Here is a 23,737-nt window from a genome sequence, read left to right on the forward strand (position 1 = left end):
TATGAGCGAAAAATTCGACGTAGTCGTGATCGGTGCCGGCCCTGGCGGCTATGTGGCTGCCATCCGTGCTGCGCAGCTCGGCCTGAAAACTGCCTGTATCGAGCGATACAAGGGTAAGGAAGGCAAGGTCTCCCTGGGTGGTACCTGCTTGAACGTAGGTTGCATTCCTTCCAAGGCGCTGCTGGATAGCTCTTACAAGTTTCATGAAGCGCATGAAGGCTTCAAGGTTCACGGCATCGATGCACCCAACGTGACTATCGATGTACCTGCCATGATCGGTCGTAAGGATCAGATCGTTAAGAACCTGACAGGTGGTATCGGCACGCTATTCAAGGCCAACGGTGTAACGCTGTTGGAAGGACATGGCAAGCTGCTAGCCAACAAGCAGGTTGAAGTGACAGGTCTGGACGGTCAGACTCAAGTTGTCGAAGCGACAAATGTCATCCTGGCTTCGGGCTCGCGTCCGATCGAAATTCCGCCGGCTCCGCTTGTTGAAGGCATTGTTGTTGACTCCACGGGTGCTCTTGACTTCACTGAAGTTCCGAAGCGTCTGGGCGTTATTGGTGCAGGCGTTATTGGTCTGGAACTGGGCTCGGTATGGGCTCGTCTGGGTGCCGAAGTAACTGTTCTGGAAGCGCTGGACAAATTCCTGCCGGCTGCCGATGAGCAGATTGCGAAGGAAGGCCTGAAGATTCTAACCAAGCAAGGTCTGAACGTTCGTCTGGGTACACGTGTAACCGGTTCGGAAGTCAACGGAAACGAAGTGACCGTGACCTTTACCGACTCTACCGGTGAGCAGAAGCAGACGTTCGACAAGCTGATCGTAGCCGTAGGCCGTCGTCCCGTGACGACCGATCTGCTGGCTTCTGATTGCGGCGTGGAGAGCGATGAGCGCGGATACATCTATGTTGATGACTATTGCGCTACCAGCGTACCCGGCGTTTACGCAATCGGTGACTGTGTACGCGGCCTGATGCTGGCTCACAAAGCTTCCGAAGAAGGTGTCATGGTGGCCGAGCGTATCGCAGGTCACAAGGCTCAGATGAACTATGATCTGATTCCTTCGGTTATCTATACCCATCCGGAAATGGCATGGGTCGGCAAAACCGAGCAGGCTTTGAAGGCTGAAGGCGTTGAAGTGAATGTCGGCACCTTCCCGTTTGCTGCAAGTGGCCGAGCCATGGCGGCCAACGATACGGCTGGCCTGGTCAAGGTAATTGCCGACGCCAAGACCGATCGCGTTCTAGGTGTTCATATTATTGGCCCAAGTGCAGCGGATCTGGTTCAGCAAGGCGCCATCGCCATGGAATTCGGCACCAGTGCCGAAGACCTGGGCATGATGGTGTTCTCGCACCCAACACTGTCTGAAGCGCTGCATGAAGCGGCCCTGGCAGTGAATGGCCATGCCATTCATATTGCCAACCGCAAGAAGCGTTAAGACGGTAGACCAACGGTGAGCAGCCCGCCGCTACTCCAGGGGAGGGCCGCAGGAACGCTCACCGGACTGCCAGAGGGCAGTTACAGGTGGCGCGGCGCCAGTGAGCGCAGCGCCGAAAATGCGCAATACCTAACGAAGACGGTAGATAAGCATGAATCTCCACGAGTATCAGGGTAAGCAGCTGTTCGCTGAGTACGGCCTGCCTGTATCCAAGGGCTTCGCTGTAGACACCCCGGAAGAAGCGGCGGAAGCCTGCGACAAAATCGGCGGCAGCGAGTGGGTCGTTAAAGCACAAGTTCATGCGGGTGGCCGTGGTAAAGCCGGCGGTGTGAAGCTGGTCAAGAGCCGTGAAGACGCCAAGGCGTTTGCTCAAAACTGGCTAGGCAAAAATCTGGTGACCTACCAGACTGATGCTAATGGTCAGCCGGTTAGCAAGATCCTGGTTGAGTCCTGCACGGACATCGACAAGGAACTGTACCTCGGTGCGGTCGTTGACCGCTCCAGCCGCCGTATCGTTTTCATGGCCTCCACCGAAGGTGGGGTGGACATCGAAAAAGTTGCGCACGACACGCCTGAGAAAATTCTGAAGGCAACCGTTGATCCTCTGGTAGGTGCTCAGCCTTATCAAGGCCGTGAGCTGGCCTTTCAGCTAGGCCTGACTGGTAACCAGATCAAGCAGTTCACCCAAATTTTTGTTGGTCTGGCTAAGTTGTTCCAGGATTATGACCTGGCGCTGCTGGAAGTGAACCCGCTGGTCATCAAGAAAGATGGCAACCTTCACTGCCTGGATGCCAAGATCAATATCGACAGCAATGCCATGTATCGTCAGCCCAAGCTGCGTGCAATGCATGATCCATCCCAGGATGATGCTCGTGAAGCCCATGCGCAGAAGTGGGAACTGAACTACGTTGCACTTGAAGGTAACATTGGCTGCATGGTTAATGGTGCAGGTCTGGCCATGGGTACCATGGACATCGTTAACCTGCATGGCGGCAAGCCGGCCAACTTCCTGGACGTAGGCGGTGGCGCGACCAAAGAGCGCGTAACCGAAGCGTTCAAGATCATTCTGTCCGACAGCAATGTTAAAGCCGTACTGGTTAATATCTTCGGCGGTATTGTTCGTTGCGACATGATTGCTGAAGGCATCATCGGCGCAGTGAAAGAAGTCGGCGTGAAGGTTCCCGTCGTTGTGCGCCTGGAAGGCAACAACGCTGAGTTGGGTGCCAAGGTCCTGGCCGAAAGCGGTCTGAACATCATCGCGGCAACTAGCCTGACCGACGCTGCCCAGCAGGTCGTCAAGGCCGCGGAGGGTAAGTAATGAGCGTCCTGATTAATAAAGACACCAAAGTTATCTGCCAGGGCTTTACCGGTAGCCAAGGTACTTTCCACTCCGAGCAAGCTATCGCCTACGGCACCAAGATGGTTGGCGGTGTAACGCCAGGCAAGGGTGGTACTACTCACCTGGGTCTGCCCGTATTCAATACGGTTAAGGAAGCAGTAGAAGCGACCGGCGCCGAGGCTTCGGTCATCTATGTTCCGGCTCCTTTCTGTAAGGACTCCATTCTTGAAGCCGCGTTTGGTGGTATCAAGCTGATCGTTTGCATCACCGAAGGCATTCCTACGCTGGATATGCTGGATGCCAAGGTCAAGTGCGATGAGTTGGGCGTACGCCTGATTGGTCCAAACTGCCCAGGCGTAATCACACCCGGCGAATGCAAGATCGGCATCATGCCTGGTCACATTCATTTGCCAGGTAAGGTCGGCATTGTTTCCCGTTCCGGTACGCTGACGTACGAAGCGGTCAAGCAAACCACTGACGCAGGTTTCGGCCAATCCACATGTGTGGGTATTGGCGGTGACCCGATTCCGGGTTCCAACTTCATCGATATTCTGAAGCTGTTCCAGGAAGATCCCCAGACCGAAGCGATCGTCATGATCGGTGAGATCGGTGGTTCTGCCGAAGAAGAGGCTGCAGCCTTCATCAAGGCCAATGTGACCAAGCCTGTTGTGTCCTACATTGCCGGTGTTACTGCACCTCCTGGCAAGCGTATGGGTCATGCGGGCGCAATCATCTCTGGCGGCAAAGGTACTGCTGACGAGAAGTTCGCTGCGCTGCAAGACGCAGGCGTCAAGACCGTACGTTCCCTGGCTGATATCGGCAAGGCCCTGGCCGAGCTGACTGGTTGGGAAGTCAAGAAGGCGTAAGCCTTACCTTGATGCAAAGGCCACCTTTAAGGTGGCCTTTGTTTTTATAGGGCTGATAAATTTTTAGTTCTGTAAATCGCTGATCGATCGACAATACTGCTACAGAGGGCCTGATTTCGGCTCGTTTAGTCGGGGTGTAAGACGTTTTTGCTGCCTTTGTCTGCAGATTTCGTTAGGATGTGCACCCTTCACAGCCACCGTCTCCAAAAGAGTAGGGTAGCCATTAGTGGTCCGCTTTAGCCAAGCGGGCGTCGTTCCTAATAAGCAACGGGAACCCTTCGCGATCAATCTGTCTGAATCCGGTATTCCCTTAAATGAAATCTCTGAAAGGCCAGGATATCCTGGCGCTTGGCTTTATGACCTTCGCTCTCTTTGTAGGCGCGGGTAACATCATTTTCCCTCCGATTGTAGGCTTGCAAGCCGGTCCCCACGTTTGGGCTGCGGCTATTGGCTTCCTTATTACAGCGGTAGGCTTGCCTGTACTAACAGTGGTTGCCTTAGCTCGTGTAGGCGGCGCCATGAATGCGCTGAGCTCACCAATCGGACGGGTAGCTGGTGGCCTTTTGGCAGCGGTTTGCTATTTATCAGTCGGCCCGCTGTTTGCCACCCCACGTACTGCAACTGTCTCATTCGAGGTTGGGCTTGCGCCCCTTACAGGTGGTGGGGCGCTACCGCTCTTTCTCTACAGCCTTGTCTATTTCTGTGTTGTATTGCTGGTATCGCTTTATCCAGGTCGGTTGTTGGATACGGTAGGCCGTTTCCTGGCGCCGTTGAAAATCCTGGCGCTTGCCATTCTGGGGGCGGCGGCATTCCTATGGCCTGCCGGCGGGACGGGCGAGTCCGTTAAAGCTTATCAGGCACAGGCGTTTTCCCAAGGTTTCATTAATGGTTATCTGACCATGGATACGTTGGGCGCTCTGGTGTTTGGCATCGTCATTGTAAATGCGATCAAGGCGCGTGGCATAGAATCAGCAACACTGATTACGCGCTACGCTGTTATTGCAGGACTGATTGCAGGTGTTGGGTTGGCTCTGGTTTACATCAGCCTGTTCCAGCTGGGCTCTACTAGCCATTCATTGGTGCCAGCGGCCACTAATGGGGCAGAGGTACTTCATGCCTATGTACAACATACGTTTGGTGAGCCTGGCAGTATTTTCCTTGCCTGTCTGATTTCGCTTGCCTGTCTGGTCACTGCGGTTGGATTGACCTGTGCCTGTGCAGAATACTTTAGTGAAGCCCTGCATCTGCCTTACAAAGTTCTGGTTGTTGCACTGGCACTTTTTTCTCTACTCGTTTCGAATCTGGGTTTGACTCATCTGATTCAAATATCCGTACCCGTGCTGACGGCCATTTATCCGCCGTGCATTGTCTTGGTTGTGCTTAGCTTCTGCTCCAGACTGTGGCATTCACCCTCGCGCGTTGTAGCCCCTGTCATGTTGGTTGCGTTTCTATTCGGCGTTATAGATGGCATAAAGGCGGCAGGTTTTGATGCCAGCTGGATTACATGGCTGGAAGCCAAGCTTCCGCTGGTAGATCAAGGGCTGGCGTGGCTCATTCCATCGGTTGTAGTGGGTGTATTGGCTACGCTCTGGGATAGACAGCAAGGCCAGCCACACGCCGTTCGAGCTTCATAAGAGCTTTTTCCCGGTAATAAAAAAGCCCGCAATAGCGGGCTTTTTATTACAAGCTTACTGCTGCTTGGTGTTCGGATCGCCGCCTTGCAGAGGCTGATCCGGATTTCCCTGAGGAGAAGTATTGGTGCCGGTATCCTGAGCTTCTTTAGCTTGCTCTTGGGCGGCTTCAGTACGCTCTTGAGCAGCCTGATTGCTTTCCTTGGCTGCTTCATTCATGTGTTCTTGAGCTTTCTGCTCGGATTGCTGTGCGTCTTGTGCCTTTTCTTCGGAAGGCTTGTCACAGGCAGCTAAGCCAAGGGCTGCAGCAAGCAGCAGGGCGTAAGCGAAAGGTTTTTGCATGGTCTTCTCCTTGTTTAATTCACGGCAGCACTTCGAGCATACGTATACAGCGAAGTTCCGCGTAGACCTTCTTAGCGTCTATGGCGGTATGCGAGCCTAACAGGTACGGCTGCCAGACCTATTGGCAGCAATCATGGCCAGGTAGTTCCTGACATTTGATTAAATGGCCCGGATATGAGACCTGTAATCCGTTTTGGGTTGAAAAATAAGGACTTGCCCCCATTTTGCGTCCATCACCGCTATCGCGGCTCAACCGTCATCTGTGGAGTTCGTAACCATGAGTGTGGAGACTCAGAAAGAAACATTAGGTTTTCAGACTGAAGTGAAGCAGCTGCTTCATCTCATGATTCATTCTCTGTATTCCAACAAGGAAATTTTTCTTCGGGAGTTGGTTTCCAACGCCTCCGATGCGGCGGACAAGCTCCGCTTTGAGGCCCTGGCCAAGCCGGAGCTGCTTGAGGGCGGCGACGCGCTCAAGATCCGTATCAGCTACGACAAGGATGCACGCACTGTCACGATAGAGGACAACGGCATCGGCATGAGCCGTGAGGATGTCGTTACGCATCTGGGAACTATTGCCAAATCAGGCACCGCTGATTTCCTTAAGAACCTGTCGGGCGACCAGCGCAAGGACTCCCACTTGATCGGCCAGTTTGGGGTCGGTTTTTATAGTGCCTTTATCGTAGCGGACAAAGTGGATGTCTTTACACGCCGTGCTGGACAGCCTGCTGCGGAAGGGGTCCACTGGAGTTCGAAAGGCGAAGGCGAGTTCGATGTTGAAACCATCGAAAAACCTGAGCGTGGTACTCGCATCGTTCTGCATCTGAAAACAGGCGAAGAAGAGTTCGCTGACGGCTGGCGTCTGCGTAATATCATCAAGAAGTATTCTGATCACATTGCACTGCCGATCGAGTTGCCAAAAGAGCATCACGGAGAGGACGCACCCTCAGAGCAGGAGTGGGAAACGGTCAATCGGGCCAGCGCGTTGTGGACACGGCCGCGTACTGAAGTCAAGGATGAGGAATACCAGGAGTTTTACAAGCACGTCTCCCATGATTTCGAGAACCCTCTGACCTGGAGTCACAATAAGGTAGAGGGCAAACTTGAATACACCTCGCTGCTTTATGTACCTGCACGCGCGCCCTTTGATCTGTACCAGCGTGAAGCGCCGCGTGGATTGAAGCTATATGTGCAGCGTGTATTCATTATGGATCAGGCTGACGAGTTCCTGCCCCTTTACCTGCGCTTCATCAAGGGTGTGGTGGATTCCAACGATCTCTCGCTTAACGTCTCTCGTGAGATTCTTCAAAAGGATCCGGTCATCGACTCCATGAAGTCGGCGTTGACCAAGCGGGTCCTGGATATGTTGGAAAAGCTGGCCAAAAACGAGCCGGAGCAATACAAGCAGTTCTGGAGTGCTTTTGGACAGGTTCTGAAAGAAGGGCCGGCGGAGGACTTTGCCAATCGTGAAAAGATTGCCGGCTTGCTGCGTTTTGCATCGACTCATGGAGATGCGGGTGAACAGGACGTTGCGCTCGCTGACTACATTGGTCGCATGAAGGAAGGGCAAGACAAGATCTACTACCTGACAGGCGAAAGCTACAATCAGGTGAAGAGCAGTCCACACCTGGAAGTTTTCCGTAAGAAGGGTATCGAAGTCCTTCTGCTAACGGATCGCATCGATGAGTGGCTGATGAGCTACCTGACGGAGTTCGATGGTAAGTCGTTCGTTGATGTTGCTCGTGGCGATCTGGACTTGGGCAAGCTTGATTCCGAAGAAGACAAGAAAGCTCAGGAAGAAATAGCCAAGGCCAAAGAAGATCTTGTTGGTCGCATCAAGAAGGCACTGGATAACGAGGTCAGCGAAGTGCGGGTTTCTCATCGCCTGACAGACTCACCGGCTATTCTGGCAATCGGCGAACAGGACCTGGGTCTGCAGATGCGTCGCATCCTTGAAGCGAGCGGCCAGAAGGCCCCTGAATCCAAGCCGATTTTTGAAATCAATCCACAGCATCCTTTGATCGAAAAATTGGACACGGAGCAGGACGAAGACCGCTTCGTAGATTTGGCTCATGTCTTGTTCGATCAGGCAGCTCTCGCTGCAGGTGATAGTCTCAAGGATCCGGCTGCGTACGTGCGCCGTCTCAATAAGCTTCTGGTAGAGCTTTCTGCCTGATGCGCTGATAAAGCCCGCTTCTGGCGGGCTTTCTTTTAACACCCAACGACGAAGAGGTAACCCATGGCCGAAATGACGGTTAAGGCAATCCAGTATGAGATCGATGGACAGCCGTTCGAAGGGCAGCTGGTCTACGATGCTGATCAGCCCCGGACGCGGCCAGCAGTTCTGCTTTCGCCTAACTGGATGGGCGTATCGCAAGGTGCTATTGATTTAGCCAAGCGCCTTGCCAGCGAAGATGGGCTGGTTTATTTCATCGTGGATTTTTATGGCCAGAAGGTGCGTCCTGCTAATGCAGATGAGGCGCTGGCAGCCATGATGCCGATTCGTAATGATAGGGCTTTACTACGCAAGCGCCTGCAGTCTGCTTATCAGGCGCTTGTTGCTCAAGCGGGCACTGTTGCAATAGACACGAAACACATTGCTGCCATTGGCTTTTGCTTTGGTGGCTGTGCTGCGCTTGAGTTGGCGCGTGAAGGTGCAGAATTGGCTGCTGTTGTCACTTTCCATGCCAATCTGGATACGCCAAATCCTGAAGATGCCCGTAATATCAAAGCACCCGTTCTAGTGCTGCACGGGGCTGCTGATCCGTTAGTGCCTAGCGAACAGATTTCTGCTTTCGAGGCAGAAATGACCGCAGCCAATGTCGATTGGCAAGTTATCAGTTACGGTAATGCTGTCCATTCCTTTACTGATCCGGAAGCCAATAATCCAGGCAAGCAGCAATACAATCCGGTTGTTGCCAAACGCGCCTTCCTGGCTATGCATAATCTGTTTGATGAGGTCATGTCGCGCTAGTATGCGAAGACCCGCAGCAGTGCCAGGTCATAAAAAGCCCGCCAATAGGCGGGCTTTTTATGACCTGTAAGATTTAGTCTTCGTCATGCATATTGGATTGCAGGTAGTTCTCAATCCCTACCTTGTCGATCAGCCCCAACTGAGTTTCGAGCCAATCGATATGCTCCTCTTCAGACTCCAGGATGTCTTTGAGCATGTCGCGACTTACATAGTCTCGAACACTTTCACAGTACACAATTGCATCTCGTAGGTCGGCAACCGCTGCGATTTCCAGGCGAAGGTCACACTCAAGCATTTCCTTGGTATTTTCACCAATCATCAACTTGCCAAGATCCTGAAGGTTTGGAAGGCCTTCAAGAAACAGGATTCGCTCAATCAGACGATCCGCATGCTTCATCTCGTCGATTGACTCATGGTATTCATGGTGGCCAAGTTTTTTCAGGCCCCAGTCGTTATACATGCGCGAATGGAGGAAGTACTGATTGATGGCAACAAGCTCGTTTCCAAGTATCTTGTTGAGATGCTGAATGACTTTAATGTCGCCTTTCATGACGGCTCCGCCCAAGGATTATGTAATACAAGTCTGGGCGCGAAGCGAGAGCTTGTCAAACGTAAGTTATTGAATTGATTATGAAAAACATCTGTGAATAACACGCTTTCGCAACTGATTCATAACTTACTGATTTTTAGACATAAAAAAACCGGGCCAAATGCCCGGTCCTTAAAAATCTGTTTATCAGGCTTGGGATAATCCGACCGGGTAGGCCAGACTTTGAGCCGCCTGAAGCTCGCCAAGGGTTTCTCTGACAACCGTTTTAGCCAGGCAGGCACATTTACCGCATTGAGTACCTACTCCTGTGCATTCCCTTACTTCCCGATAGCTGCAGCATCCTTCGTAGATAGCTTCACGGATTTGCTTATCGGTGACACCTCGGCACAAACATACGTACATGGCGATTCGTCTATGGCTGAAAAGAGATATCGGCAGACTAATCGTAGTGAGAATGATTGTCAAAGCGTTATAGGAGGGAATGTTATTAACCTGCCGAGCGGCACGATGTCCGCTCGGCAAAGGTTTATTCAGGGTCCATCCAGCCGCCCAGCTCACGCCAGCGATTGACGATACCGCAGAACAGATCGGCCGTTTTTTCCGTGTCATAACGGGCAGAGTGCGCTTCCCTATTATCAAACTCGATTCCAGCGCTTTGGCAGGCTTTGGCTAGTACCGTTTGCCCATAAGCCAGTCCGGCTAATGTAGCCGTGTCAAAGCTTGAGAAGGGGTGAAAGGGGTTTCGTTTGATACCACAGCGCAAGACCGCAGCGTTGAGAAACGCAAGATCAAAGCTACTGTTATGACCTACCAAAATGGCTCGCTTGCAACCGTTGGCTTTCAAAGATTTCCGCACCCCACGGAAGATTTCCGTAAGGGCATGTTCTTCCTTGACGGCCATTCTCAGCGGGTGATCAAGCTTGATGCCAGTAAACTCGAGCGCGGCAGGTTCTACATTGGCCCCTTCGAACGGCTCGACCCGAAAGAAATGGGTGTGCTCAGGGAAGAGAAAACCTTTCTCATCCATCCCAATGATAGTAGCGGCTATTTCCAATAGCGCATCGGTGGACGCATTGAAGCCACCGGTTTCCACGTCCACGACTACAGGTAAATAGCCACGAAAGCGTCGGGCCATTGGAATACGCGAGTCGGACATTGGCGCGGTGTTTTCCATTTCTTCCGCGAACAGTTCTTCATCATCACTCATGCAGAGGTCTCCAGACGCCAACGCAACGTTTCTCCGGCACGCAGCGGCACAACTTCAAAATCGCCAAAAGGCAGGGAGCTAGGTGCTTTCCACTCTTCACGCACCAGCGTTACGGTATCGGTATTATGCGGAAGGCCATAAAAGTCGGCGCCAAACAGGCTGGCGAAGCCCTCTAATTTATCCAGCGCGTCGCGGCCTTCGAAGGCTTCGGCATACAGTTCAAGTGCTGCATAGGCGGTATAGCAGCCAGCGCAGCCGCATGCAGACTCCTTGGCGTGTTTGGGGTGTGGTGCTGAGTCCGTACCCAGAAAGAACTTTGGACTTCCGCTGACAGCGGCATCCAGTAGCGCTTCCTGATGCGTGTTGCGTTTGAGGATAGGTAGACAAAAAAAGTGCGGGCGGATGCCGCCAACCAGCATGTGATTACGATTATAGAGCAGATGATGAGCGGTGATGGTGGCGGCTACGTTTGCCGACGCATCACGTACAAATTGTGCTGCATCGCCTGTCGTGATGTGTTCAAGCACGACCCGAAGCGCGGGGAAGCGTCTAACGATGACGCTAAGCTGCTCGTCGATAAAGCACTTTTCACGGTCGAAAATGTCGACTTCTGAGCGTGTAACTTCGCCATGTACCAGCAGCGGCAGTCCTACCTCGGCCATCGTTTCCAATACCGGAAAGATATTGTCCAGCGAGGTGACCCCTGAGTCGGAATTTGTTGTGGCGCCAGCAGGGTAGAGCTTGACGGCATGTACGAAGCCGCTCGCCTTGGCAGCACGGATTTCGTCTGGTGTGGTGCGGTCAGTCAGGTACAGTACCATCAGCGGTTCGAAGCGGTTGGCGGCGGGGCGGGCAGCCAGAATACGCTCGCGATAAGCCGCGGCTTGTTCCGCATTGCGTACAGGTGGTACCAGGTTGGGCATGATGATGGCACGGGCAAAGGTGCGAGCAACATCGGCTACGGTTTGGCTCAAGGCCGCACCATCACGGAGGTGTATATGCCAGTCATCGGGACGGCGAAGCGTTATCCGGTCGGACATGCTGATTTCCAGGCGAACAAATGTGGAGAGAATGCTACCGGAAAAGGCGGACTCGGGCACGCCGCCCAGCCTAGAAGTATTTCAGAATAGCTGATCCATTGGGTGAAACAGGCAGAGTTGTTCTAAAGCAATGCCGCCTGCGTAGCGTTGGCGTACTATCCAAGTGCTGATTGTATTCAAGTTTTCTGGGTAATGAACCGATATCACAAGGGTAAGATTCTTCTATTGGATTCGGAGCCTCCCTGTGCGCCTTCGTTACTTGACCCTTCTACCGCTCCTGGCCAGCCTGCCGGCAATGGGCATCACATTCCAGGACCGCATTGAAAAAGCGGGATGGAAAGTGGAGGGCGATCAGTTTGAATGCCGGCTTTCTCAGGATGTTCCCCGCTTTGGTACGGGTGAGTTTGTTCGTCGTGCCGGAGAGCAACCTACTTTCAGGCTCAAAACATCTGAAAACTGGCTTTCCCAAGGCTCTGCGACGCTGCTGGCTGCCGCTACGCCATGGCAGCCGGGACGAGGTGATGAGTCGCTGGGTTCAATCAGAATTCAAAGTGGCAATACTCCGCTCAATACGAGCGAGAGTCAGGGGCGGCGCCTGCTGACCGGATTGATGGAAGGTCGCAGTCCATTGATCAAATCGCGTAGCCGTAATGGCGACCCGCTTGAGGTTCGTATTCTACCCGCGAGGTTTGAGTCGGCGTATCAGGATTTCCAGCTGTGTGCTGCCAAGCTTCTGCCAGTCAACTTTGATCAAATTCGTCACTCCCTGGTTGGCTTTCCCAAGGGGGGAAGTGATCTGGATGAAGTGGCACGTAACAAGCTGGACATCATTCTTCAGTATCTCAAAGCCGATCCCACTGTAAACCATGTAGTGATTTCTGGCTTTACCGATAATTCCGGTAATCGACTCGATAACCGCCAGGAATCGCGGCTGCGTGCAATGGCTGTCATGCAGTATCTGAAAGCCAGCGGCGTTCCTGAGGAGCAAATGGAAATTCGCTTTTTTGGAGAGCAGTATCCTTTGGTCGCCAATAACAGCAAGGCAAATCGAGCCAAGAACAGAAGGGTGTCGATGGTGTTTACCCGTGAGCCTGTAGCCTCTGACTCCAAGCCAGAGTCTTCTACGGCAGCGCCAGCCGACGCGCCGGCGGCCGTTCCAGCTACAGCTTCGCAAGGTGGTAAGCCAAGCAGTTAATAGCGTACCGGGTGTCGCCTAGGCAACTTCTTGTGTCGCGCCTCTATAAATAGCTCCGCTTGGCAAGTAGAATCATCTTCTTTCTAAGCAATGCGTGGGAGCGAGTGGCATGACGGACGTCAAGAAGGTAGTCCTGGCGTATTCGGGCGGCCTGGATACTTCGGTGATCCTCAAGTGGCTGCAGGATACCTATAACTGTGAAGTCGTAACATTTACAGCGGACCTTGGCCAAGGGGAAGAAGTGGAGCCCGCTCGCGCTAAAGCCAAGGCTTTAGGCGTCAAGGAAATCTTCATCGAAGACCTGCGTGAAGAATTCGTTCGTGATTTCGTTTATCCGATGTTCCGGGCGAATACGGTATACGAAGGCGAATACCTGCTAGGTACTTCCATTGCTCGTCCGCTTATCGCCAAGCGATTGATCGAAATTGCCAACGAAACGGGCGCTGATGCCATCTCCCACGGTGCAACCGGCAAGGGCAATGATCAGGTACGCTTCGAACTGGGAGCCTATGCGCTCAAGCCTGGCGTAAAAGTTATTGCACCCTGGCGTGAGTGGGATTTGTTGTCCCGCGAAAAGCTCATGGATTATGCAGAAAAGCACAATATCCCGATCGAGCGTCACGGCAAGAAAAAATCGCCTTATTCCATGGATGCTAACCTCCTACACATCTCTTATGAAGGTGGTGTGCTGGAAGACACATGGACTGAGCATGAGGAGGACATGTGGCGCTGGACCAAGTCGCCAGAGGCTGCTCCGGATCAGCCGACGTATATCGAATTGACTTACCGTGCTGGTGATATCGTGGCTATCGATGGCAAGGACATGACGCCTGCCCATGTGCTGGCTGAGCTCAATCGCATCGGTGGCGAAAACGGTATTGGCCGTCTGGATATCGTTGAGAACCGTTACGTGGGAATGAAGTCGCGTGGCTGCTATGAAACGCCTGGCGGCACCATTATGCTCAAGGCCCACCGAGCTATCGAGTCCATTACCCTGGATCGTGAAGTCGCCCACCTCAAGGATGAGCTCATGCCTCGCTATGCGAGCCTGATCTATACCGGCTATTGGTGGAGTCCCGAACGCCTGATGCTCCAGCAGATGATCGATGCTTCCCAGTCCAACGTAAACGGGGTCGTACGTCTGAAGTTGTATAAAGGCAACGTAATTGTCGTTGGTCGTAAATCTGACGACTCCCTGTTTGATGCGAATATCGCTACGTTTGAAGAAGACGGTGGTGCTTACGACCAGGCTGATGCAGCAGGTTTCATCAAGCTCAATGCATTGCGTATGCGTATCGCCGCTAATAGCGGACGCAAATTGTTTTGAGTGATCTTGCCCCGGATCAATACCTGGGCAGCCCTTCCGTCTGGAGGGGCTCTCGCTCTTAAACGCTAATAAAAAAAGCCCAACCGGGCTTTTTTTATTTACAGATCGAAATCGTATTCCGAGATCTGACGCTTCAAGCGACGCTCTTCAAGCATATTGTCTATCAAGCGGCGCTTGGTAAGGTTGGTTTTGCTGACAGGCACATCAGCAGCCTCAACGTCACCCTCGGTTTCTACGAAGTCATCATCAAGTTCGATATCACTTTTCTCGCTCGCCATGAGAAAACTCCTAGCATGAGGTGGTCAAGGAGCGGGTGCAGTTTGAGAGGACTACACAGCCCTTTTGGCGCACCTTATAGCGACAAAGTGATGAGTCGTAAAAAAGATTTTTTTAATCGATCAGCTTGAAAGTTACGGTACTTATCAATTATCCGATGTCTTGGCTTTGTATTCGCACAGGTCCTCAATGCGACAGCTCCCACAGCGGGGTTTTCGCGCCTGACACACGTAGCGCCCATGCAGAATCAACCAGTGGTGTGCATCTAGCAGATATTCCTTCGGAACCACCTTGAGAAGCTTTTGCTCCACCTCAACCACATTTTTTCCTGGAGCAAGATTGGTCCGGTTGCTGACACGGAAAATATGCGTATCAACGGCCATTGCAAACTGCCGAAACGCTGTATTTAAAATGACATTTGCAGTTTTACGACCTACGCCAGGAAGGGCTTCCAGTGCCTCACGTGTCTGTGGGACTTCACCGTTGTGCTGCTCGATCAAAATACGGCAGGTCTCGATAACGTTCTTGGCTTTCGTGTTATAGAAATTGATCGTATTGATGTATGCAGAAAGCCCATCCACACCAAGGGCATACAGGCTTTCCGGAGTGTTGGCCACTGGGAACAACTTTGCGGTTGCCTTGTTGACCCCTTTATCGGTGGCTTGTGCCGATAGCATTACGGCAATCAGTAATTCAAAAGGCGTCGTGTAGGACAGCTCGGTCTTGGGATCAGGGTTGTCCTCGTGGAGACGACGAAAGATTTCCAGGCGCTTGGCGGCATTCATGGGAATAGTGGCTCGGCTTTCACGGTATAAGGGCTAACGTATTATTACGATGCCAAATGCTCTGACAGTTTATTTTCAAGCTCGGTCAATCGGCCACGCACTTCCAACAAGACATTCTCGGAAGTGTCCCTGTCGCGTTCAAGGCGTTTTACTTCTGCCTTGGCATAAGCAATCTGCGTCTTAAGGGTCCGCGTTAGAGGGTCGACAGGGCTTTTCTGTATCCGAGTATGCTCCGGCAGAGGTCTGTCTGAAGCCTTTTCAGCCATGTCCAAAGCGTTCTCAGCCTGATGAAGCATTTGGCGCAGTTGCGAAAGCTCCTCTTGAGGCGCACCGTTACGCTCTGCCGAGAGAAACGCGGCACGGGCACTTACTAGACCCAACTTTGCCTGTTTCAATGCGTCCGGCGTCTTGGACGGCGTCTGATCTTCAAGATTTGCCAGGGCTTGTGCAGCAGCGGCAGCTGAACCGTGAAGCATGCTCAGCTGCTCTTGCTGTTCCGGGGTTGGCTGTTGCCCGAATGCTTTCTCAGCTTTACTGAGTTGCGCTCGTGCCATGGCAGCATTGATTTTGGCTCGCTTTATTTCAGCAGAAACATCAATCGGTTGGGCTTGGCTTGAAGGGCGGCTACCACTCAGCGCTTCATCCAGAGCTTGCTGGGCGGCTTCAGCGGCCTGCTTGAGCCATTTAACCTGATCTTCCAATTGTTGTGTGGCACGCTGAGCCAGCTGCTTTTCAGCTTTCTTGAGCGCCATTTGGGCTGTAGAGGCGTTGATCTTGAGTTTTTTAAGTATTACGTCCGCATCAGTGGATGGATCTTTCTGAGCTTTGATGCGCGATATTGCTGCCTGGACAGGATCGACTGACGTGGCAGTTTGAACCGCCTCTGTCGACAATTGAGAGCGTGCCAGACGTGCATCTCGATCGGCCTGTTTACGCTGCTCTTCACGCGCCAGACGTGCGTTGTGTGCGTCATAGCGTAAGCGGTAATGAGCCGCTTGCTGCCGTTGCTGTTCGTGAGAAGGTTGTACAGGTAGCGGGTTCAGATCGATACAGTCGACAGGGCAAGGCGCAATGCACAGTTCACATCCGGTACATTCAGCCGCTATGACCGTGTGCATCAGCTTTGCTGCGCCTACGATGGCATCCACCGGGCAAGCCTTTAAGCATTTGGTACAGCCAATGCATTCTGCCTCACGAATGAACGCTACCTGAGCAGGTGTGGGCAGGTAGGGTGAGTCCAGAGGCGTGGCCTCGACGCCCAGCAGCACGGCCAGATCATGAATGGTTTCATCCCCACCGGGAGGACATTTGTTAATGGCTTCGCCCGCCGCAATGGAAGTGGCATAAGGGAGACAGCCAGGATGGCCACATTTACCGCACTGGGTTTGCGGTAAAAGCGCGTCGATTGCATGTATCAGGCTCATGCACATACATCCAGTGACGTGCGCATGGCGCCAAAAACAAATTCAAGCATGGTCAGCAGATAAAGCGGATAGCCAGACAGGGGCGTATTATCCGGGATATGGCCGCGAATGAACACCTGCCGCTGGCCAGCGGCAGGCTGCTAGATCAACGAGGCGCTATGGAGGCCATCGATCAGGACTTGCGGTCGCCCTTTGGAGCAAGACTCAATCCGTGCGCGAACTCCATAAACTTCTGCCAGACTATCCGCATCGATCACGCTCTGCGGAGTGCCATGAGCCGCCAGGCGTCCATTCTTGAGCATGACAATATGGTCGGTTTGTCTCAAGGCGATGTTGATATCGTGCAACACGATAAGGGTAACCATATCGCGCTGACGTGTTTCCTGGGCTATCACGTCCATCACATGAAACTGGAAGTTCAGATCAAGTGCGCTCAGGGGCTCATCAAGTAAAAGCAGTGTCGGTCTGCGGATCAGGGCCTGTGCCAGACCTACCAGCTGTTTTTGTCCACCAGAGAGCTGGTCAAGGTAGTGCATGCCCAGGTGTTCGATCTCAAGGCGCCTAAGCAGGGTAAGCGCGTCCTCAGTGTCTTTGGCATGCGGCTGCCCAGAGGCACGGCGTGCAACCAGAAGCGACTCGAAAACACGCAGATGGACGCTGGCAGGCAATGTCTGGGGAAGATAGACCACTTTCTCCGCGCGTTTGGCAAAGCTCAGACTGGTAAGCGCCTCTTCGTCCAGTGTGATGGTGCCTTTGGCCGGCGTCAGGCCAGCGATGGCCTTGAGTAAAGTTGACTTACCGCTTCCGTTGGGACCGAGCAAGGCGGTTACCTTGCCATGCGTAATGCCTTCAAGGGTAAGGTCCTGAATGATCGTTTTTTTGCCATAGCCAACATTCAGCCCCTGCATGGATAACGCGTGCATTACAGGCCTCCCTTGTTACGCAGGACAACCGTGAGGAAAAAGGGTATACCCACAAGAGCCGTTACGATTCCAACCGGTATCAGCACGCCGGGGAGCAGGTTCTTGGATGCAACAGATGCAAGTGAAAGAATCAACGCACCGGCCAAGGCGCTGGCAGGTAGATAGAACCGGTGATCTTCGCCAAAGATCAGGCGAGAAATGTGCGGGCCTACCAAGCCAATGAAGCCGATGGTGCCTACAAACGCCACAGCCAGGGCGGTGAGAATACTAACTCTCAGCAGGGTGCCTAGCCTTAAGCGCTTGACATTGATTCCAAAGCTGGCTGCACGATCCTCACCGAGTCGTAACGCTGTCAGCTGCCATGCCCGACGAAGCGACAAGGGAAGTGCGATGGCAAGTGCCAGCGCCAGAATGCCGAGCTTGAGCCAGGTGGCTCGGGCAAGGCTTCCCATGGTCCAGAAGACCAGTCCTGAAAGCGTATCCTCACTGGCAACAAATTGAACCAGCGATACTAGTGCCTGAAAGGTAAAGCCCAAGGCAATACCGAACAGCACAATGGCGCTGGTTGTGGCTTGACGAAGCCGTGCGACAACGTCGAGTAGAAGGGTTGCTGCCAGAACAAACACAAAGGCGTTGATCGAGATAAGCCACTCGCTGGGTACACCCGGAATGCCCAGATTCAACACAATGGCCAGGGCCGCTCCGAACGCGGCGGCGTGTGAAAGCCCTAGCGTGAAAGGGCTGGCCAGAGGGTTATTCAGTATTGTCTGCATTTCGGCGCCGGCAAGGCCTAACGCTGCGCCGACACAAACTGCCATGAGCGCTTGCGGGAGACGAATATTCCAGACAATAACCGCCTGACTAGGACTGACCGATTCGCGATGCACTAGGGTTTGCCAGAGATCACTAACGCTCAGGCCGGCCGGCCCGAGCGTGAAGTCCAGTAATAACGAACAACCAATCGCGATTACGAAGATCGCCAGAATAAGGAGTCGCTTACTCAGGAGCGAGCGGTAATCGTTAGAGAGAGAGGCATCCAGGGCAGGATGCTCAATCGATTGCTTGGCGTTCATGGATTACTCTTGGCTTGCGTCCAGTAGGCGCCACGGATATCGACAGGAAGGAACTGGTTATTCAGCTCATCCAGCGTTTGCTTGGGGTCGACGTCCTTGAACGCGTCCGGGTAGAACCATTTGGCAAATGCCTCGATGGCCAAAATGTTGTAGGGCGAGTTATAGAAATTATGCCAGATGCCGTACGTACGGCCTTCATGAACAGCTCTGAGCGGCGCGATTTCCTGACGCTTGAGCAGACCTTGCAGGCTGGCGGCCGCGGCATCATCCGTAACGCCTGCGCCTGACTTCAGGCCATTGTCAGTGGAGCTCATGTCCCGAGTGCCACTTGCAATGTAGATATCAGGGTTAACACTCAGAAGGGTCTCGGCATTGATGTCGCCGATTACGCCAGGCAGCAGGGGAGCGGCCAGGTTGTTGCCTCCAGCCGCTTCGATAAATTCGCCAAAGTTGCCTTTACCGGCCGTATGGCAGCACGCTGCGCCAGGCCAGATACCTGCCAGCATTTCGATGAAGACATTGGGACGTTTGTCGCTAGGGATAGTTGAGACGGTTTTCTGAATTCGATCCAGATGACGTTGATAGAACGCGATGTAATCTTCAGCCTGCTTTTCTCGATGCACAGCCTTGCCAAGTACACGCATGCTGGGAATGGTGTTTTGCATGGGGTGCTGACGGAAATCAATGAAAACAACCGGCACACCTGCAGCCTTTAGCTGCTCTACCAGCTCATTCTTGACGCCCGGGCCGTGACCAGCAATGCCGAAGATTGCAATATCAGGCTTCAGGGAGATCGCTTTTTCATCGTTGACACTGGCTTCAGACGTTTTGCCAATAGTCGGGATCCTGTCGATTTGAGGATACTTGGCCTGATAGGCCGCGTAGCCCTGCTTGTCTACGGTACTGAGTTCACCTTGCCAGCCAACAATACGGTCGAGTGGCTTGTCGCCTTCCAGTAGAGCCAGTGCATAAAGCATCCGTCCTTCGCCCAGAAGGATACGGTCAACCTTGGCAGGAATTTCTACCTGGCGACCAGCGATATCAGTAATAGTCTCAGCATGAAGACCACTCGACATGATGGCAGCCAGAGAAAAGCCTGATAGAAGGCCAAGCCAGCGCTTGCCAGACAATATGGAATTAAACATTACTCTTCCCTGCAAATGAGATGCTTTATTATTAGGCGACTAACAGCTTATGTTTTCAAGTCTCTTTGCAATATTTAGCCGTTATTGTTCAACCACTTATAAGAAAAACGGCCGCTTATAGCGGCCGTTTTGATTACTTCACTCGCTGCCCTGGCAAGGCACCCGCGTCTGGACTTAACAGAAAAATATCCTTCCCACCAGGACCGGCTGCCAGCACCATGCCTTCGGAAACACCAAAGCGCATCTTACGGGGAGCCAGATTGGCAACGTACAGAGTAAGGCGACCTTCCAGCGTAGCGGGGTCATAGGCGCTCTTGATCCCAGAGAACACATTGCGCAGTTCGTCGCCAATATCCAACGTGAGTTGCAGAAGCTTGTCGGCTCCCGCTACCGCTTCAGCCTTGACGATACGTGCTACTCGCAGATCTACAGCGGAAAAGGCATCGAAGTCGATGGTTCCTGCAATAGGCTCCTTAGCCAGTTCACCATTATTGGAGGCCTGAGGCGCTGTAGTGCTGGCAGTCAGGTCTTCTTTTGATGCTTCGATCATCTCGGTCACTTTTGCAGATTCGATTCGTGTCATGAGGGGTGCAAACGGGTTTAGCTGATGATTCGCCAATGCCGTTGAAAGATCTTCCCAGCGCAGCGGAGCTATATTCAGGAACGTTTCGGCGGCCTCTGCGAGCTTGGGGAGTACGGGCTTGAGGAAGATGACCAGTTGACGGAAGAGATTGATGCCCAATGCGCAGATTGCCTGGACTTCATCCTGTTTGCCTTCCTGCTTGGCCAGTGCCCAAGGCGCTTTTTCAGCAATCCAGGCGTTAGCCTGGTCGGCCAGCGCCATGATTTCACGCATGGCGCGCCCAAACTCCCGACCTTCATAGGCTTCGGCGATGCTGGGCGCCGCGGCCTGAAATGCCTGCCAGAGTTCAGGTGCCGGGTTGGCCTCGATCAAGAGCCCGTTATTACCCTTGTGAATGAAGCCAGCACAGCGGCTGGCGATATTGACAACCTTGCCCACCAGATCGGAATTGACTTTCTGGACAAAATCTTCAAGGTTCAGGTCCAGATCATCTACACCGCGCCCCAGCTTGGCGGCATAGTAGTAACGCAGGTATTCAGGCGAGAGATGCTCAAGGTAGGTACGTGCCTTGACGAACGTACCGCGTGACTTCGACATTTTCTGCCCATTTACCGTAACGTAACCATGAACGTTGACGGCGGTAGGCTTGCGGTAGCCTGCACCCTCCAGCATGGCTGGCCAGAACAAGGCATGGAAGTTGACAATATCCTTGCCGATAAAGTGATAGAGCTCTGCGGTGGAGTCCTTGCCCCAGAACGCATCGAACTCAAGGCCTAGTTCCGGACGATGAGTGATCAGGTTCTGGAAGCTGGCCATGTAGCCAATTGGAGCGTCCAGCCAGACATAAAAATACTTGCCAGGCGCATCAGGGATTTCGAAGCCGAAGTAAGGCGCGTCACGGCTGATGTCCCACTCCTGCAGACCGGCATCGAGCCATTCGGCAATCTTGTTGGCTACTGACTCCTGTAAGGCGCCGCCGCGCGTCCAGCTTTTGAGCATGGCGTCGAAGTCAGGTAGCTTGAAGAAAAAGTGTTGCGATTCCTTGAGAACAGGTGTCGCGCCGGAGATGGCTGACTTTGGATTGATCAGATCCGTTGGTTCATAGGTAGCGCCACACTTTTCGCAGTTATCACCATATTGATCCTCGGTGCCGCATTTAGGGCAGGTGCCCTTGATGAAGCGGTCAGCCAGGAACATGTTCTTGTCCGGGTCGAAGTACTGGGTCACTGCACGTGTAGCAATGTGGCCTGCATCCCGTAGCTTCAGATAGATCTGGCTTGCCAGCGCACGGTTCTCTTCCGAGTGCGTCGAATAGTAATTGTCGAAATCAATAAGAAAATCGGCGAAATCCGCCATGTGCTCGGTACGAACACCATCAATAAGCTGTTGCGGCGTAACGCCTTCACGTTCGGCGCGCAGCATGATGGCGGAGCCATGGGCATCATCGGCACAGACATAGATGCACTGATTGCCGCGCAGTTTTTGATAGCGCACCCAGATATCAGTCTGGATGTACTCCAGCATATGGCCAAGGTGAATCGAACCGTTGGCATAGGGGAGGGCGCTAGTGACAAGAATCTTCCGGGGTTCGGACATAGGGCTCGACTGTCAATTAAGGCTAAAAATAATTGAACACTATAAAGGCCGAACCGTTTTTTTTCACGCCTGGTCCAATAGCTGAGTATTTGGGTAGGTTTTATCCTGTCTGACCGGTAGCATAGTGACTACGATTACACCGTACCCTTGTTTGGAGCTGTTATGAGCGCACTTACCCGCGAAGTGGTAGAAGCCACTCTGCGCCAGTACACCGATCCCTACCTCAACCAGGACCTGGTCACCGCAGGTTGCCTGCGCGATGTCACCCTTAACGGCGGACACATCGTCGTTAGCATCGAACTGGGTTATGCGGCGGGACTGTTCAAGAATGGCATGGCACAGGTGCTCAAGAATTCGTTGGAAAACCTGCCAGGTGTGACCCAGGCGGATGTCCAGATCCAGTGTGTCATCAAGCCCCATGCGGCTCAGCCTCAGGTTGAGGCGATGTCGAACGTAAAGAATATTATTGCGGTCGCGTCTGGTAAGGGTGGGGTCGGCAAGTCCACGACTTCTGCCAACCTCGCGCTGGCCCTGGCACGTGAAGGGGCTCGAGTAGGTATCCTGGATGCCGACATTTACGGCCCCAGCCAGGGCATCATGTTTGGTTTGCCTGAAGGTACACGTCCCAAGATCCAGGATGAGAAGTGGTTCATTCCGCTGGTGGCACATGGGGTCGAAGTCATGTCCATGGCTTTCCTGACCGATGAGCGCACACCTGTGGTGTGGCGTGGTCCGATGGTGTCGGGCGCGCTGCTGCAGCTGATTACTCAGACCGCTTGGAATAATCTGGATTACCTCGTCATCGATATGCCGCCAGGCACGGGTGACATCCAGCTTACGCTGGCCCAGAAGGTTCCTGTAGCTGGTTCTGTCATCGTAACGACTCCGCAGGATCTGGCCCTTCTTGATGCCAAGAAGGGCGTTGAGATGTTCCGTAAGGTCAATATTCCAGTGTTGGGCGTAGTCGAGAATATGGCTGTGCACATCTGCTCAAATTGTGGTCATGCCGAGCATTTGTTTGGCGAGGGCGGCGGCAACAAGCTTGCCAGTCAGTATGGGGTTGATCTTCTAGCCTCTCTGCCGTTATCCATGGCTATTCGCGAGCAGGCGGACCAAGGACGTCCTACGGCCATCGCTGATCCAGACAGCCAGATCGCCATGATTTATCAGGATATGGCGCGTCATGTTGGCGCACGCATTGCCCAGAGTGGAAAAAAGGCTGCCATCATGCCCACCATCACGGTTTCGGACGACTGATACCATTGACGAGCGAGGGACTGAATAGCGTTGGTCCTTCGCTTTCTCATGGTTTAGGTCTTTGATGAGTGCCGCCGTACCGGTAAGATGTGCGGTTATGTTTTTACCCCTGACAGGACAGTGCCATGAGCATCAAAGCAGATAAGTGGATTCGCCGCATGGCCCAGGAACACGGCATGATCGAGCCGTTCGTTGAGCGGCAGATGCGTGGGGAGGGAGCCGACCGGCTGATCTCTTTTGGCGTGTCCAGCTACGGTTACGATGTGCGCTGCGCTGATGAGTTCAAAGTATTCACCAACATCCATTCAGCTACCGTCGACCCGAAGAATTTCGATGAAAAAAGCTTCGTCGATATCAAGGGAGATGTTTGCGTTATTCCGCCAAACTCCTTTGCGCTGGCGCGTACCGTCGAGTACTTCCGTATTCCTCGTAACGTATTGACCATCTGCCTTGGCAAAAGCACTTATGCCCGCTGTGGCATTATCGTGAATGTCACGCCGCTTGAGCCGGAGTGGGAAGGGCACGTAACACTGGAGTTCTCCAATACTACAAACCTGCCGGCCAAAATCTACGCCAATGAGGGCGTGGCTCAAATGCTGTTCCTGGAATCTGACGAGCCTTGCGAGGTGTCTTACAAGGATCGTGGTGGAAAGTATCAGGGGCAACGCGGTGTAACACTGCCGAAAGCCTGACTGACAATAGTGGAAGAAGCCGGGCGTGTCCCGGCTTTTTCATGCCTGCTGATCTAACCAGTCTGCTCAACTGT

22 protein-coding genes are annotated in these 23,737 nt (G+C 53.2%); 10 read left to right on the top strand and 12 right to left on the bottom strand.

The window, feature by feature from the left end; all coding sequences use genetic code 11:
• The first annotated feature begins 1 nt into the window (after position 1).
• The 4 genes from lpdA to brnQ all read left to right on the top strand — a co-directional run bounded on the left by lpdA (position 2) and on the right by brnQ (position 5,277).
• Positions 2-1,438, top strand: a complete 1,437-nt coding sequence (lpdA, locus tag JQR90_RS07430) for a dihydrolipoyl dehydrogenase (RefSeq protein ID WP_010797807.1) — start codon at positions 2-4, stop codon at positions 1,436-1,438.
• 151 nt (positions 1,439-1,589) lie between these two features.
• Positions 1,590-2,756: an ADP-forming succinate--CoA ligase subunit beta gene (gene sucC / locus JQR90_RS07435; RefSeq protein WP_010797808.1), complete on the top strand. Its 1,167-nt coding sequence runs from the start codon at positions 1,590-1,592 to the stop codon at positions 2,754-2,756.
• Entirely contained in the window at positions 2,756-3,643 is an 888-nt protein-coding gene (gene sucD, locus JQR90_RS07440) for a succinate--CoA ligase subunit alpha (RefSeq protein WP_003087428.1), read from the top strand. Before sucC ends, sucD begins: the two co-directional genes overlap by 1 nt.
• A gap of 314 nt (positions 3,644-3,957) precedes the next feature.
• Positions 3,958-5,277, top strand: coding sequence for a branched-chain amino acid transport system II carrier protein (brnQ, locus tag JQR90_RS07445; RefSeq protein ID WP_010797810.1), 1,320 nt, complete (start codon positions 3,958-3,960; stop codon positions 5,275-5,277).
• A gap of 54 nt (positions 5,278-5,331) precedes the next feature.
• On the opposite strand, the gene JQR90_RS07450 is transcribed toward brnQ, so the two are convergent.
• Positions 5,332-5,616 carry a hypothetical protein gene (locus tag JQR90_RS07450; protein ID WP_010797811.1) on the bottom strand — a complete coding sequence of 95 codons (285 nt, stop codon included), beginning with the start codon at positions 5,614-5,616 and terminating at the stop codon, positions 5,332-5,334.
• A gap of 277 nt (positions 5,617-5,893) precedes the next feature.
• Here JQR90_RS07450 and htpG point away from each other — a divergent pair, with 277 nt between their 5' ends.
• Together htpG and JQR90_RS07460 are read left to right on the top strand one after the other, a co-directional pair.
• Entirely contained in the window at positions 5,894-7,792 is a 1,899-nt protein-coding gene (gene htpG / locus JQR90_RS07455) for a molecular chaperone HtpG (protein WP_010797812.1), read from the top strand.
• A 63-nt stretch (positions 7,793-7,855) separates the two neighbouring features.
• Positions 7,856-8,590, top strand: a complete 735-nt coding sequence (locus JQR90_RS07460; protein WP_010797813.1) for a dienelactone hydrolase family protein — start codon at positions 7,856-7,858, stop codon at positions 8,588-8,590.
• A 73-nt stretch (positions 8,591-8,663) separates the two neighbouring features.
• On the opposite strand, the gene bfr is transcribed toward JQR90_RS07460, so the two are convergent.
• The 4 genes from bfr to pyrC form a co-directional block, all read right to left on the bottom strand.
• Complete coding sequence (gene bfr, locus JQR90_RS07465) at positions 8,664-9,140, bottom strand: bacterioferritin (protein ID WP_010797814.1); 477 nt, start codon at positions 9,138-9,140, stop codon at positions 8,664-8,666.
• A gap of 186 nt (positions 9,141-9,326) precedes the next feature.
• Positions 9,327-9,542 (bottom strand): bacterioferritin-associated ferredoxin, encoded by a 216-nt coding sequence (locus JQR90_RS07470; protein ID WP_073450677.1) that lies wholly within the window; start codon positions 9,540-9,542, stop codon positions 9,327-9,329.
• Between the two features lie 124 nt (positions 9,543-9,666).
• Positions 9,667-10,314, bottom strand: a complete 648-nt coding sequence (gene rnt / locus JQR90_RS07475; protein ID WP_371106384.1) for a ribonuclease T — start codon at positions 10,312-10,314, stop codon at positions 9,667-9,669.
• A gap of 29 nt (positions 10,315-10,343) precedes the next feature.
• On the bottom strand, positions 10,344-11,387 hold the full coding sequence (gene pyrC, locus JQR90_RS07480) for a dihydroorotase (protein ID WP_037030137.1): 1,044 nt from the start codon (positions 11,385-11,387) through the stop codon (positions 10,344-10,346).
• A 244-nt stretch (positions 11,388-11,631) separates the two neighbouring features.
• Between pyrC and JQR90_RS07485 the strand changes: the two genes are divergently transcribed.
• Together JQR90_RS07485 and JQR90_RS07490 are read left to right on the top strand one after the other, a co-directional pair.
• Positions 11,632-12,582, top strand: coding sequence for a flagellar protein MotY (locus JQR90_RS07485; RefSeq protein ID WP_073450678.1), 951 nt, complete (start codon positions 11,632-11,634; stop codon positions 12,580-12,582).
• A gap of 109 nt (positions 12,583-12,691) precedes the next feature.
• Positions 12,692-13,909 carry an argininosuccinate synthase gene (locus JQR90_RS07490; protein ID WP_010797818.1) on the top strand — a complete coding sequence of 406 codons (1,218 nt, stop codon included), beginning with the start codon at positions 12,692-12,694 and terminating at the stop codon, positions 13,907-13,909.
• Between the two features lie 98 nt (positions 13,910-14,007).
• Here JQR90_RS07490 and JQR90_RS07495 read toward each other — a convergent pair whose 3' ends face one another.
• The 7 genes from JQR90_RS07495 to metG all read right to left on the bottom strand — a co-directional run bounded on the left by JQR90_RS07495 (position 14,008) and on the right by metG (position 21,714).
• Entirely contained in the window at positions 14,008-14,187 is a 180-nt protein-coding gene (locus JQR90_RS07495) for a PA3496 family putative envelope integrity protein (protein WP_010797819.1), read from the bottom strand.
• Positions 14,188-14,331: 144 nt separating this feature from the next.
• Positions 14,332-14,970, bottom strand: coding sequence for an endonuclease III (gene nth, locus JQR90_RS07500; RefSeq protein WP_010797820.1), 639 nt, complete (start codon positions 14,968-14,970; stop codon positions 14,332-14,334).
• Between the two features lie 44 nt (positions 14,971-15,014).
• Entirely contained in the window at positions 15,015-16,394 is a 1,380-nt protein-coding gene (locus JQR90_RS07505; protein ID WP_010797821.1) for an RnfABCDGE type electron transport complex subunit B, read from the bottom strand.
• A gap of 140 nt (positions 16,395-16,534) precedes the next feature.
• Positions 16,535-17,317, bottom strand: coding sequence for an ABC transporter ATP-binding protein (locus tag JQR90_RS07510; RefSeq protein ID WP_010797822.1), 783 nt, complete (start codon positions 17,315-17,317; stop codon positions 16,535-16,537).
• Positions 17,317-18,390: a FecCD family ABC transporter permease gene (locus JQR90_RS07515; RefSeq protein ID WP_010797823.1), complete on the bottom strand. Its 1,074-nt coding sequence runs from the start codon at positions 18,388-18,390 to the stop codon at positions 17,317-17,319. The genes JQR90_RS07510 and JQR90_RS07515 overlap by 1 nt, the downstream gene beginning before the upstream one ends.
• Positions 18,387-19,535: an ABC transporter substrate-binding protein gene (locus tag JQR90_RS07520; protein WP_010797824.1), complete on the bottom strand. Its 1,149-nt coding sequence runs from the start codon at positions 19,533-19,535 to the stop codon at positions 18,387-18,389. Before JQR90_RS07520 ends, JQR90_RS07515 begins: the two co-directional genes overlap by 4 nt.
• A 133-nt stretch (positions 19,536-19,668) precedes the next feature.
• Entirely contained in the window at positions 19,669-21,714 is a 2,046-nt protein-coding gene (metG, locus tag JQR90_RS07525; protein ID WP_010797825.1) for a methionine--tRNA ligase, read from the bottom strand.
• A gap of 162 nt (positions 21,715-21,876) precedes the next feature.
• On the opposite strand from metG, the gene apbC reads away from it, so the two are divergent.
• Positions 21,877-22,971, top strand: a complete 1,095-nt coding sequence (gene apbC / locus JQR90_RS07530; protein ID WP_010797826.1) for an iron-sulfur cluster carrier protein ApbC — start codon at positions 21,877-21,879, stop codon at positions 22,969-22,971.
• 125 nt (positions 22,972-23,096) lie between these two features.
• A complete protein-coding gene (dcd, locus tag JQR90_RS07535; RefSeq protein WP_010797827.1) occupies positions 23,097-23,663 on the top strand; it encodes a dCTP deaminase in 567 nt (188 codons plus the stop codon).
• Positions 23,664-23,737: the final 74 nt, after the last annotated feature.

This window comes from Pseudomonas sp. JZ114 (assembly GCF_051027705.1).
GTDB lineage: Bacteria > Pseudomonadota > Gammaproteobacteria > Pseudomonadales > Pseudomonadaceae > Chryseomonas > Chryseomonas luteola.

Coding starts and splice junctions, on each gene's coding strand:
- apbC (WP_010797826.1), top strand. CDS start 21,877: ATGAGCGCACTTACCCGCGAAGTGGTAGAAGCCACTCTGCGCCAGTAC.
- metG (WP_010797825.1), bottom strand. CDS start 21,714: ATGTCCGAACCCCGGAAGATTCTTGTCACTAGCGCCCTCCCCTATGCC.
- sucC (WP_010797808.1), top strand. CDS start 1,590: ATGAATCTCCACGAGTATCAGGGTAAGCAGCTGTTCGCTGAGTACGGC.
- dcd (WP_010797827.1), top strand. CDS start 23,097: ATGAGCATCAAAGCAGATAAGTGGATTCGCCGCATGGCCCAGGAACAC.
- JQR90_RS07505 (WP_010797821.1), bottom strand. CDS start 16,394: ATGAGCCTGATACATGCAATCGACGCGCTTTTACCGCAAACCCAGTGC.
- JQR90_RS07515 (WP_010797823.1), bottom strand. CDS start 18,390: ATGAACGCCAAGCAATCGATTGAGCATCCTGCCCTGGATGCCTCTCTC.
- nth (WP_010797820.1), bottom strand. CDS start 14,970: ATGAATGCCGCCAAGCGCCTGGAAATCTTTCGTCGTCTCCACGAGGAC.
- JQR90_RS07460 (WP_010797813.1), top strand. CDS start 7,856: ATGGCCGAAATGACGGTTAAGGCAATCCAGTATGAGATCGATGGACAG.
- pyrC (WP_037030137.1), bottom strand. CDS start 11,387: ATGTCCGACCGGATAACGCTTCGCCGTCCCGATGACTGGCATATACAC.
- JQR90_RS07490 (WP_010797818.1), top strand. CDS start 12,692: ATGACGGACGTCAAGAAGGTAGTCCTGGCGTATTCGGGCGGCCTGGAT.
- JQR90_RS07510 (WP_010797822.1), bottom strand. CDS start 17,317: ATGCACGCGTTATCCATGCAGGGGCTGAATGTTGGCTATGGCAAAAAA.
- JQR90_RS07520 (WP_010797824.1), bottom strand. CDS start 19,535: ATGTTTAATTCCATATTGTCTGGCAAGCGCTGGCTTGGCCTTCTATCA.
- brnQ (WP_010797810.1), top strand. CDS start 3,958: ATGAAATCTCTGAAAGGCCAGGATATCCTGGCGCTTGGCTTTATGACC.
- lpdA (WP_010797807.1), top strand. CDS start 2: ATGAGCGAAAAATTCGACGTAGTCGTGATCGGTGCCGGCCCTGGCGGC.
- rnt (WP_371106384.1), bottom strand. CDS start 10,314: ATGGAAAACACCGCGCCAATGTCCGACTCGCGTATTCCAATGGCCCGA.
- htpG (WP_010797812.1), top strand. CDS start 5,894: ATGAGTGTGGAGACTCAGAAAGAAACATTAGGTTTTCAGACTGAAGTG.
- bfr (WP_010797814.1), bottom strand. CDS start 9,140: ATGAAAGGCGACATTAAAGTCATTCAGCATCTCAACAAGATACTTGGA.
- JQR90_RS07450 (WP_010797811.1), bottom strand. CDS start 5,616: ATGCAAAAACCTTTCGCTTACGCCCTGCTGCTTGCTGCAGCCCTTGGC.
- JQR90_RS07470 (WP_073450677.1), bottom strand. CDS start 9,542: ATGTACGTATGTTTGTGCCGAGGTGTCACCGATAAGCAAATCCGTGAA.
- sucD (WP_003087428.1), top strand. CDS start 2,756: ATGAGCGTCCTGATTAATAAAGACACCAAAGTTATCTGCCAGGGCTTT.
- JQR90_RS07495 (WP_010797819.1), bottom strand. CDS start 14,187: ATGGCGAGCGAGAAAAGTGATATCGAACTTGATGATGACTTCGTAGAA.